The 9,036-nt window shown below is 66.4% G+C and carries 9 protein-coding genes and 1 pseudogene; 5 read left to right on the top strand and 5 right to left on the bottom strand.

Features of this window, described 5'->3' with window-relative positions; genetic code table 11:
• A partial coding sequence (locus FFS27_RS22990; RefSeq protein ID WP_137952225.1) for a PhzF family phenazine biosynthesis protein occupies positions 1-736 on the bottom strand: 736 nt, incomplete at its 3' end.
• A 169-nt stretch (positions 737-905) separates the two neighbouring features.
• On the opposite strand from FFS27_RS22990, the gene alaC reads away from it, so the two are divergent.
• Positions 906-2,141, top strand: coding sequence for an alanine transaminase (alaC, locus tag FFS27_RS22985; RefSeq protein WP_003111172.1), 1,236 nt, complete (start codon positions 906-908; stop codon positions 2,139-2,141).
• Between the two features lie 58 nt (positions 2,142-2,199).
• Here alaC and FFS27_RS22980 read toward each other — a convergent pair whose 3' ends face one another.
• Positions 2,200-2,649, bottom strand: coding sequence for a DUF411 domain-containing protein (locus FFS27_RS22980; protein WP_003095106.1), 450 nt, complete (start codon positions 2,647-2,649; stop codon positions 2,200-2,202).
• 249 nt (positions 2,650-2,898) lie between these two features.
• Between FFS27_RS22980 and FFS27_RS22975 the strand changes: the two genes are divergently transcribed.
• On the top strand, positions 2,899-3,348 hold the full coding sequence (locus FFS27_RS22975) for a DUF4345 family protein (protein ID WP_021264066.1): 450 nt from the start codon (positions 2,899-2,901) through the stop codon (positions 3,346-3,348).
• Between the two features lie 3 nt (positions 3,349-3,351).
• Here FFS27_RS22975 and FFS27_RS22970 read toward each other — a convergent pair whose 3' ends face one another.
• The 3 genes from FFS27_RS22970 to phuR all read right to left on the bottom strand — a co-directional run bounded on the left by FFS27_RS22970 (position 3,352) and on the right by phuR (position 6,689).
• A complete protein-coding gene (locus FFS27_RS22970; RefSeq protein WP_003123496.1) occupies positions 3,352-3,864 on the bottom strand; it encodes a DUF4136 domain-containing protein in 513 nt (170 codons plus the stop codon).
• Positions 3,865-3,944: 80 nt separating this feature from the next.
• Positions 3,945-4,292 (bottom strand): Rieske (2Fe-2S) protein, encoded by a 348-nt coding sequence (locus FFS27_RS22965; RefSeq protein ID WP_003121065.1) that lies wholly within the window; start codon positions 4,290-4,292, stop codon positions 3,945-3,947.
• 102 nt (positions 4,293-4,394) lie between these two features.
• Positions 4,395-6,689, bottom strand: coding sequence for a heme/hemoglobin uptake receptor PhuR (phuR, locus tag FFS27_RS22960; RefSeq protein ID WP_023101599.1), 2,295 nt, complete (start codon positions 6,687-6,689; stop codon positions 4,395-4,397).
• Positions 6,690-6,869: 180 nt separating this feature from the next.
• Here phuR and FFS27_RS22955 point away from each other — a divergent pair, with 180 nt between their 5' ends.
• The 3 genes and pseudogenes from FFS27_RS22955 to FFS27_RS33710 form a co-directional block, all read left to right on the top strand.
• Entirely contained in the window at positions 6,870-7,934 is a 1,065-nt protein-coding gene (locus FFS27_RS22955) for a hemin-degrading factor (RefSeq protein WP_003125379.1), read from the top strand.
• A gap of 9 nt (positions 7,935-7,943) precedes the next feature.
• On the top strand, positions 7,944-8,837 hold the full coding sequence (locus tag FFS27_RS22950) for a hemin ABC transporter substrate-binding protein (RefSeq protein WP_021264068.1): 894 nt from the start codon (positions 7,944-7,946) through the stop codon (positions 8,835-8,837).
• A gap of 50 nt (positions 8,838-8,887) precedes the next feature.
• Positions 8,888-9,036 (top strand): annotated as a pseudogene (locus tag FFS27_RS33710) (hypothetical protein); the annotation flags it as partial.

The raw sequence follows: 9,036 nt of genomic DNA, 5'->3' as shown, positions 1-9,036 counted from the left end.
GGTGCAGGACGAAGGGTGCGCCGCGCGCGGCAAGCCCGTATTCCACCAGGTAGGCGGCGACCGGACCGGCAGCGCTGCCGGTAGCCACGTCTTCCACCAGCCCCAGGCTGTCCCAGGTGCGGCCCTCGCGCCCGTCGACGTCGAGCAGATAGACAAACGCCGCGCCGAGTTTATCCAGGGCTTCTTGCAAATCGTTGACCTGACGGGCTCGACCCAGCGCCTCGGCGGTCACCGGCAGGAGCAGGTAGGGCAGGCCGGTGCTCACCACCCGCGGTGGATGCCCGGACAGGTCGTTGGCCGATAGCGAGAAGGCTTCGGCGAACCAGCGGCAGGTCCCGGCGTCCGGGGTGGCGCCGAATTCGGCGCGGCCCTGGTCCATCTCGGCGTAGAAACCGCTGCCCGCCCGCACGCTGCGCAGGGCCACCGACTTGCTGGCCAGGTGCAGCGTCCAGTGCTGTTCGTTGTCGCCGCCGCGCAGGTGATGGAGCAGGGCGGCGGCGCCGAGCAGCGGGTGGCCGGCGAACGGCAGTTCTTCCTCCAGGGTGAAGATCCGTGCGCCGAAGGCCCGTGGGTCGTCGCCCGGCAGCAGGAAGATCGATTCGAACTGGCGCAGTTCGCGGGTCCAGGCCTGCATGGCGGCGTCATCGAGGGTGCTGGCGTCGTCGAATACGGCCAGGCCGTTGCCGGTGAGCGGACGCTCGGCGAACACATCGAGTTGCCAGTAGCGTCGGGACATGGGCCTTTTCCTGTGAAATGGAATGAAAAACGCGAGGGGGGACTCGACAAGCAGCCTATCGGCCTTTATGTTCGCCGACAAGAAAGCGCCTGGCTGGCGCTTTCCAGGCCGCCGCAGCGGCCGGCGTCGCTCGGACGGTTCCGGGCGCTTACGTTACTCCGAGGACAGCATGGCTGAATCACGCCCTGCGCGCCGTTTCGCGCGCATCGACCGCCTTCCCCCCTACGTTTTCAATATCACCGCCGAACTGAAGATGGCCGCTCGTCGCCGTGGCGAGGACATCATCGACCTGAGCATGGGCAATCCCGACGGGCCGACCCCGCCGCATATCGTCGAGAAGCTCTGCACCGTCGCCCAGCGCGAAGACACCCATGGCTACTCCACCTCGCGCGGCATCCCGCGCCTGCGCCGGGCCATCTCGCACTGGTACCGCGACCGCTACGACGTGCAGATCGACCCGGAAAGCGAAGCCATCGTCACCATCGGCTCCAAGGAAGGCCTCGCGCACCTGATGCTGGCGACCCTCGACCATGGCGACACCATCCTCGTGCCCAACCCGAGCTATCCGATCCACATCTACGGTGCGGTGATCGCCGGCGCCCAGGTGCGCTCGGTGCCGCTGGTGCCGGGCATCGATTTCTTCAACGAGCTGGAACGGGCGATCCGCGAATCGATTCCCAAGCCACGCATGATGATTCTCGGCTTCCCCTCCAACCCTACCGCGCAGTGCGTCGAGCTGGACTTCTTCGAGCGCGTGGTGGCGCTGGCCAAGCAGTACGACGTGATGGTCGTGCACGACCTGGCCTATGCCGACATCGTCTACGACGGCTGGAAAGCGCCGTCGATCATGCAGGTGCCGGGTGCCAAGGACATCGCCGTGGAGTTCTTCACCCTGTCGAAGAGCTACAACATGGCCGGCTGGCGGATCGGCTTCATGGTCGGCAATCCCGAGCTGGTCTCGGCCCTGGCGCGGATCAAGAGCTACCACGACTACGGCACCTTCACGCCCCTGCAGGTGGCGGCCATCGCCGCTCTGGAAGGCGACCAGCAGTGCGTCCGCGATATCGCCCGGCAGTACCAGCAGCGCCGCGACGTCCTGGTGAAGGGACTGCGCGAGGCCGGCTGGATGGTGGAGAACCCGAAGGCCTCGATGTACGTCTGGGCGAAGATCCCCGAGCCCTACGCGCATCTGGGCTCGCTGGAGTTCGCCAAGAAGCTGTTGCAGGACGCCAAGGTCTCGGTGTCGCCGGGGATCGGCTTCGGCGACTACGGCGACGATCATGTGCGTTTCGCCCTGATCGAGAACCGCGACCGCCTGCGCCAGGCGGTGCGCGGGATCAAGTCGATGTTCCGCGCCGACGGGCTGCTGTCGCCGCAGAAGAAGGTCGATAGCCTGGCGGAGTGATCCTCACGCCCTGCTACAAGGAAAAACGCCGTTTCCCCTGGGGGAAACGGCGTTTTCGTTAGCGTCCCGGGTACTCCGCCAGTACCGAGGCCTGGCCGCTCCTGGTCAGGCCGACGACCTGGTAGGCGTCCTGGCGGTCGCCCATTTCCATGCCCGGCGAGCCGACCGGCATGCCCGGTACGGCGGCGCCGACCAGGTCGGCACGTTCGCGCAGCTTGAGGATGTCGGCTGCCGGCACGTGGCCTTCGACGAACTTGCCGTCGATCACTCCGGTATGACAGGAGCCCATGCTGTAGGGCACGCCGAGGCGGCTCTTGACTGCGCTCATGTCTGCTTCCACATGGTCGGTGACCTTGAAACCGTTGGCTTCGAGGTGCTTGATCCAGTCCTTGCAGCAGCCGCAGTTGGCGTCGCGGTGGACGTCGATGGCCAGCGGTTCGGCGGCCTGGACGAGGGAACCGTGGAGCAGGGTGGCGGCCAGGACGGCCAGGGGTGCGAAGCGGCGCATGGGATTCTCCTTGCTGCGAGCGAATGCCGGGAGCATACCGCTGGCACCCGCCGCCACCCAGCCGGTGAGCTGTATCCACTTGTGACGAAGCGATGCGCTGCCCGCCGCGCCGGGTTGCCGTTGGGCAGGGACGGATTGTCGCAGCGAACTCGTCGGCGCGGTTTGGGTCTGCTGTCCTTAGGGTTGCCGGGGCGTTCGCCGCCGGTGTCGAACTGACCGCTGGGGGCAACAGGCCCGAGGAGAAAGGGGATGCTCTTCGCCCGTTTGGTTTTGCTGGTTCAGGCGCTGGTATGGGGCGCGCTGGGAGTGCTGTACTGGGTGCGTCCCTACGAGATGGCCAATCTCAGTGGCATGCTGCTGATGGAGCCTTCGGCGGTCAGCGATGCGCGGGTGTTCTATGGCGGCCATCAGTTCGCCCTGGCGTTGTTCCTGCTGTTCGCCCTGCGCCGGGCTTCGCTGGTGCAGCCGGCGTTGATCCTGGTAGTGCTGCTGCAATCGATCCTGACTCTGTCGCGGCTATTGATTGCCTGGATCGAGGGCGGGATGGAGGCCGACGGCAACCTGTTCGGCCTGCTGTTCCGCGGCGCAATGGCTGCCCTGGGGATCGCCGCCCTGTGGTGGCTGCAACGGCGGCCGCCCCGGCTGTTGGCACCCGGCGAGAGCGCCGAGCGTCGCGAGGACGACTTCGACGGCCTGTGACATTCAAGGTTGACTGCGACTCGGGAAGTCCTTCAGCAACTGCGCGACGCCGCGGTCGAACGCTTCCTGGGTCAGCGCCGGATCGTGCAGTTGGCGGCTCAGCACGCTTTCCAGAAGGACCCTGCCGTTGCTTTCATCAAGGATGCGCAGCGCCAGCCTGGCCTCGGTGTCTTCGGTCAGTTGGGTCTGGGTGAAGACGCCATCCTGGGTGATCACCGGGCGCATTTCCAGGCCCGGCTGGCGTTGCAGGCCGAGGGCGTAGATCACCCGCAGGTCGCCGTGTTCCGCCTGGTAGCGATAGCCCTTGGCCTCCAGGGCGCGGCGCACGGCCGTATCGAAACGCTCCTCGAAGTCGATGCGGTGCCCCTCGGCGCGTACCGCCTGGACGAAGAAAGTCCGGTAATCCGCCGCTGTTACGCCAGGGGCGAGCCGTACGGGGCCCGGTTCATTGCGGCAGGCATAGAGCAGCAGGCCGAACAGGAGCAGCAGGACGAAGCGCAGGCTGAATCGGCGCATGGCGCGTTCCTTCCTCTTTTTTATCTTTGTGCCGCAAGCCTAGCCGTTGCCTCGCGGCTTGCCGCCCATCCCCCGTTGGGTCAGTCGTCCAGCTCCACCCAGAGGCCTTCGGCGTCTTCCCGGCAGGGCAGGGCGCGCAAGCGCTCGCCAGCGCAGGGGCCGGCGACGCACTCGCCGGACTCGATGAGGAACAGCGCGCCGTGGCTGGCGCAACGGATCAGGCTGGCGCTGTCGTCGAGGAAGGCATCGGGCTGCCACTCCAACGGGATGCCGCGATGCGGGCAGCGGTTCAGGTAGATGTAGGCGCGGCCGTCGCGACGCACCGCGAACAGCCGCCGCTCATCGACGAGGAAGCCGCGGCTGTTGCCTTCGGCGAGATGGGAAGAGGGACACAGGTGGATCATGGGCGCTCCGTTTGCCGGGATCATTATCCCTGATCCGGAGGACGGCTTTCACCTGTGGCATGGAAAGCGCCCGGCATGGCCAGGCGCTGGGTATGGGGGCACTTCCGTGTGCGAAGGGGTAACGGGTCAGATGTCCCAGACCAGGTTGACCGCGAAATTGCGGCCTGGCTGGGACAGTCGGTCGATGTTGGCCGGGGCCAGCGCCGAAGCCTCGCCGACGCTGTCGTAGCCGCGCACGTCATCCCACAGCCAGTATTTCTTGTCGGTCAGGTTGTAGAGACCGGCGTTGAGGGTCAGGTCCTTGCTCAGCCTGTAGTAGGCGCTGAGGTCGAGGACGCCGAAGCCCGGGGTCTTGAACTGGCTGGCGGTGCCATCCGGGGTGTGGAAGGTGCTGTCGTCGACGCGATCCTTGCGTTTGACCAGGGTCCAGCTGAGCAGCCCGCCGTAGTTGCCGTCTGCTTCGTCGTAGCCCAGGCCGAACACTCCGGTGAGTGGGTTGACGCTGTTGATCGGCTCGCCGTTGTCCTTGTTGCGACCGTAGGCGTAGGCCACGCTGCCCTGGGTGTAGAGTCCCTGCGGCGCGCCGAAGGCGCCCAGCTCCAGGCGGCCCTTGAGCTCGACGCCCTTGATCACCGCACGCTCGATGTTGTTGGACTGGAAGGTCTGGCCGTTGCCGCCGGTGCTATCGGTATTCAGGGCGTCTTCGTCGATGAAGTCGCGATATTTGTTGTAGAACACCGCCACGCCGAAGCTGCCTTCGTCGAACTTGCCGCGCAGCCCGGTCTCGAAGCTCTGGCTCTTTTCCGGCTTGAGGTTGGGGTTAGGCTCGATGTGGTAGCCCGCCTGCAGGTTCTCGAATCGACCGTACAGCGCCTTGGCGGTGGGCGTGCGGAAGCCCTGGGCGTATTGGCCGTACCAGGTGTAGTGCTGGGCGAAGTCGTAGGTCACGCCGAACTTGGGCGAAACCCGGTGCCATTTCTTGTCCGACTCGTCGACCGCGGTGTTCTGGCTCTGCTTCATGGTGCGCAGGAACTCGTCGGTGATGTGCGGCTCCATGCGCGTGTAGTCGTAACGCAGGCCGGGAGTGAAGGTCCAGTCGTTCCAGCTGATGCTGTCCTGGGCGAACAGGGCGTAGGTCTTCACCGTCGGATCGGGAAAGTCGCTGCTGCGCTCCAGGGCATCGCGCGGACTGTCCGCGCCGGTGTTCAGGTTGGTGCCGGTGCCGCTGCGCATGCCGGTGACCTTCTGGTGCTTGAGATTGATCCCGTAGCTCAGCAGGTGCTCGGTCTCGCCGATGGCGAAGCTCTTGTCCAACTGGCTGTCGAAGACCCACAGGCGTTCCTTGTAGGTAGTGTCGCGGGTGCGCAGGACCTTGCGGGTGATCGGGTAGTAGAACTCGCGGGTCGCCTGGTCGGTCTTCGCCAACTGGTAGTTCAGGCTCCACTGGATGCGATCGGCGACCGGGCTGTCGAGCAGGAAATGGTGCTCCAGGCCGTAGCGCTCGCGAGTCAGGGTGTCGTTGCCCTTGCGCCACTGGTACATGCCGCCCGGCAGCATGCTCGGCGGGATGGCTGGCTTGCCCTTGTCGTACGGGCCGCCATAGGCGCTCTTCTGGTCGGTATCGACGTCGCTCTTGTACTTCTCGAAGACCAGCCCGAAGCGGCTACCCTCGGCGTAGTTCCAGCCCAGCTTGCCGAGCAGGCTGTAGCTGTCGGCGTCTTCCGGGTTGGCTTCGCTGCGCGAGAGCCCGGTGCCGCCGTGGCCGCCGTTGGATTCGGTCTCGTGGCCCTGGCGGTAGCCATAATGCAGCAGGCCGTCGAAGTCGTCGGCGCGGCCGGCGACGGTGGCCGAGGTCAGCCAGGAGTGGCTGGCCGACTCGTAGCCGGCCTTCAGCCGGGCGCCGACGTCCTTGCCGTCCTTGATGATGTCCGACGGGTCGAGGGTGAAGTAGCTCACCGCGCCGCCGATGGCGTTGCTGCCGTACAGCGCCGAGGCCGGGCCGCGAAGGATTTCCACGCGCTTTACGATGTCCGGATCGACGTAGTTGCGGTGGGTCTGCGCGTAGGGGCCGCTGAAGAAGTCGTTGGGCAGTTCGACCCCGTCGATCTGCGTAAGGATGCGGTTCCCGTCGATGCCGCGGATGTTGTAGCCGGTGATCCCGGCACGCTGGCCGGCGCCGCCGACCGAGACTCCCGGTTCGTAGCGCACCAGTTCCTTGATGTTGTTGACGTTCTGCCGGTCCAGTTGTTCGCGGGTCTGCACGCTGACGGTGCTCGGCACCGAATCCACTGCCTGCTCGGTACGGGTGGCGGTGATGGTGGTCGGGGTCAGCGGGACGGCGTTCCCCGCCAGAGCCAGGGAAGGGCTGAGCAACAGCAGGGCCAGGCAGGGGCGCAGGGCGAAGGGTGGGGAGAGCGGCATGTGGGACTCCTTGGGTCGGGCCGGTGGCGAATAGCCAGGGGGACGTCGGGCGCACAAGGTACTGCCAGAAAAACGCTAATGCAAATAATTATCAAATGGATTCATATATGCGTTTTGTGGCAAAGTTCACCTGTTTTTGCGCGTAGCGCGACCGAACCGGATATGCCCGAGGAACCGTCGATGAGCAGCACTCCCAGCCTTTCCCATTCCCCTGCCGAGCTTTACCGCGCCTGGCAGGACCTGCGCGCCGAGCGACCGCAGCTACGCGCACGCGACGCCGCCGCGCTGTTGCAGGTCAGCGAAGGCGAGCTGGTCGCCAGCCGGGTCGGCATCGATGCCGTGCGCCTGCGGCCGGACTGGGCCGCCTTGCTGCCGGCGCTCGGCGAACTGGGGCCGATCATGGCGCTGACCCGCAACGAGCATTGCGTCCACGAACGCAAGGGGCCGTATCGCGAAGTGACGGTCTCTGCCAATGGGCAGATGGGCCTGGTGGTCTCGCCGGATATCGACCTGCGCCTGTTCCTGGGGGGGTGGAACGCTGTCTTCGCCATTGCCGAGGAGACAGCGCGGGGTACCCAGCGCAGCATCCAGGTGTTCGACCAGCAGGGCGTGGCGGTGCACAAGGTGTTCCTTACCGAGGCCAGCGACGTCCGCGCCTGGGAACCGCTGGTCGAGCGCCTGCGGGCTGCCGAGCAGGATGCCGTGCTGGCCCTGCGCGAACCCCGCGCGCCGGCTGCTTCGCTCGTCGATGCGCAGATCGATGCCGCCGCCTTGCGCGAAGGCTGGGCCGCGTTGAAGGACACCCATCATTTCCACGCCCTGCTGAAGAAGCATGGCGCGCAGCGCACCCAGGCGCTGCGCCTGGCTGGCGGCGAATGGGCCGAGCGCCTGGACAATGGCGACCTGGCGAAACTCTTCGAAGCGGCGGCCGAAAGCGGGTTGCCGATCATGGTGTTCGTCGGCAACGCCCACTGCATCCAGATCCATACCGGGCCTGTGTGCAACCTGAAGTGGCTGGACGACTGGTTCAACGTGCTCGATCCGGAATTCAACCTGCACCTGAAGACCACCGGCATCGCCGAGCTTTGGCGGGTGCGCAAGCCGAGCACCGATGGCATCGTAACCAGTTGGGAGGCCTTCGACGCCGACGGCGAACTGATCGTGCAACTGTTCGGCGCGCGCAAGCCCGGCGAGCCCGAGCGCGACGACTGGCGCGAACTGGCCGAATCCTTCAAGGCGCTCTGAGGAGAGATCATGCGTATCGATCGACTATTCAACGGGTTGGCGCTGGGCATCCTGCTCGGCACCGGCATGGCCCAGGCCGCCGAGCTGCCGCAACGCTGGGTGAGCGCGGGCGGCTCGCTGAGCGAATGGGTAGTGGCGCTGGGCGGCGAGAGCAAGCTGGTCGGGGTGGACACCACCAGCCAGCATCCGCAGACGCTGAAACAGCTGCCGAGCGTCGGCTACCAGCGCCAACTGGCTGCCGAGGGCGTGCTGGCGTTGCGTCCGGATATCCTCATCGGCACCGAGGAAATGGGGCCTCCGCCGGTACTCAAGCAGCTCGAAGGCGCCGGCGTGCGGGTCGAGACCCTCTCCGCCAAGCCGGATCTGGAGGCACTGGAAAGCAACCTGAAGAAGCTCGGCGACTGGCTCGGCGTGCCCCAGCGCGCCGAGGCCGCCGAACTTGACTATCGCCAGCGGCTGCGGCGCCAGGCGGACTGGATCGTGGCCGCGCAGAAGAGCCAGCCGGCCCCGGGCGTCCTGCTGGTGATCGGCAATGCCGGCGGTCAGTTGCTGGTAGCCGGGCGCAATACCGGCGGCGATTGGGTCCTGAACCGAGCCGGAGCACGCAACCTGGCTACCCATGAGGGTTACAAGCCGATCTCGGTGGAAGCCCTGGCAGCGCTCGATCCGGTCGCGGTGGTGATCGCCGACCGCAGCCTCGAAGGTGATGCGGCGCGTGCCGCGCTGCTCAAGCAGAACCCCGGGCTCGCCGCGACCCGCGCGGCGCGTGACGGACGTCTGCTGGTGCTGGACCCGACGCTCCTGGTGGGCGGCCTCGGTCCGCGCCTGCCGGATGGCCTGGCGGCTCTCTCCGCAGCCTTTTATCCTTCCGCGAAACCGCTGAGTACGGAAGCCGCCCATTGAAATCGGTTGTTCGTCCCCGCGCACTGTTCGGTGCGCTGGGGATTTCGCTCGTGTTGGTCCTCTGGTTGTCCCTCGCCCTCGGTCCCGTCAGCCTGCCGCTGGGCGATACCCTGCGCGCCGCGCTGCGCCTGGCCGGGCTGCCGCTCGATGGAACGGGCCTGGCCCAGGCGGAAATGATCCCTGTCTCTTCTCCACATCT

The sequence above is a fragment of the Pseudomonas sp. 2VD genome, assembly GCF_005503585.1.
GTDB lineage: Bacteria > Pseudomonadota > Gammaproteobacteria > Pseudomonadales > Pseudomonadaceae > Pseudomonas > Pseudomonas aeruginosa.
Note: the sequence above shows the minus strand (reverse complement) of the source record. Positions and strands in the feature narration are given on the sequence as shown.

Bases quoted from the DNA above. Each gene is read 5' to 3' on its own strand.
- FFS27_RS22980 (WP_003095106.1), bottom strand. From the start codon at position 2,649: ATGCGCCGCTTCGCACCCCTGGCCGTCCTGGCCGCCACCCTGCTCCAC.
- FFS27_RS22965 (WP_003121065.1), bottom strand. From the start codon at position 4,292: ATGATCCCGGCAAACGGAGCGCCCATGATCCACCTGTGTCCCTCTTCC.
- FFS27_RS22955 (WP_003125379.1), top strand. From the start codon at position 6,870: ATGAGCAGCACTCCCAGCCTTTCCCATTCCCCTGCCGAGCTTTACCGC.
- FFS27_RS22970 (WP_003123496.1), bottom strand. From the start codon at position 3,864: ATGCGCCGATTCAGCCTGCGCTTCGTCCTGCTGCTCCTGTTCGGCCTG.
- FFS27_RS22950 (WP_021264068.1), top strand. From the start codon at position 7,944: ATGCGTATCGATCGACTATTCAACGGGTTGGCGCTGGGCATCCTGCTC.
- FFS27_RS22975 (WP_021264066.1), top strand. From the start codon at position 2,899: ATGCTCTTCGCCCGTTTGGTTTTGCTGGTTCAGGCGCTGGTATGGGGC.
- phuR (WP_023101599.1), bottom strand. From the start codon at position 6,689: ATGCCGCTCTCCCCACCCTTCGCCCTGCGCCCCTGCCTGGCCCTGCTG.
- alaC (WP_003111172.1), top strand. From the start codon at position 906: ATGGCTGAATCACGCCCTGCGCGCCGTTTCGCGCGCATCGACCGCCTT.